The sequence below is a fragment of the Streptomyces sp. DH12 genome (assembly GCF_020873895.1).
Classification (GTDB): domain Bacteria; phylum Actinomycetota; class Actinomycetes; order Streptomycetales; family Streptomycetaceae; genus Streptomyces.
On sequence record NZ_JAHWGT010001104.1, the window covers coordinates 1 to 449 of the forward strand.

Below are 449 nucleotides of genomic sequence, written 5' to 3' on the forward strand. Positions count from 1 at the left end.
GCCGTCCGCCAGGAACAGGACCAGGTCGGAGTGGGCGGCGGCGCCGGGATCGTGGGTGACCATGACCACCGTCTGGCCCAGCCGGTCCACCGCCTCCCGCAGGAAGCCCAGCTCCTCGAGGCCGGCGCGCGAGTCGAGATTGCCGGTCGGCTCGTCGGCGAAGATCAGCTCGGGCCGGGAGGCCAGGGCCCGCGCGCAGGCCACCCGCTGCTGCTGGCCGCCCGACAGCTGCGCGGGCCGGTGCTTCAGCCGGTCCCGCAGGCCCAGCGTGTCGATGACCTGGTCCAGCCACGCCTCGTCCGGTTTCTGCCCGGCGATGTCCATGGGCAGGGTGATGTTCTCGCGCGCGTTCAGCGTGGGGATCAGGTTGAACGACTGGAACATGAACCCGATGCGGTCCCGCCGCAGCCGGGTCAGCTCACGGTCCTTCAGACCGGTGATCTCCGTGT

1 protein-coding gene is annotated in these 449 nt (G+C 71.3%); it reads right to left on the bottom strand.

Annotation, left to right across the window (positions count from 1 at the left end; translation table 11 throughout):
• Positions 1–449: ABC transporter ATP-binding protein (locus LPA54_RS38745; RefSeq protein ID WP_228985077.1), on the bottom strand; the 449-nt coding region annotated here is incomplete at both ends.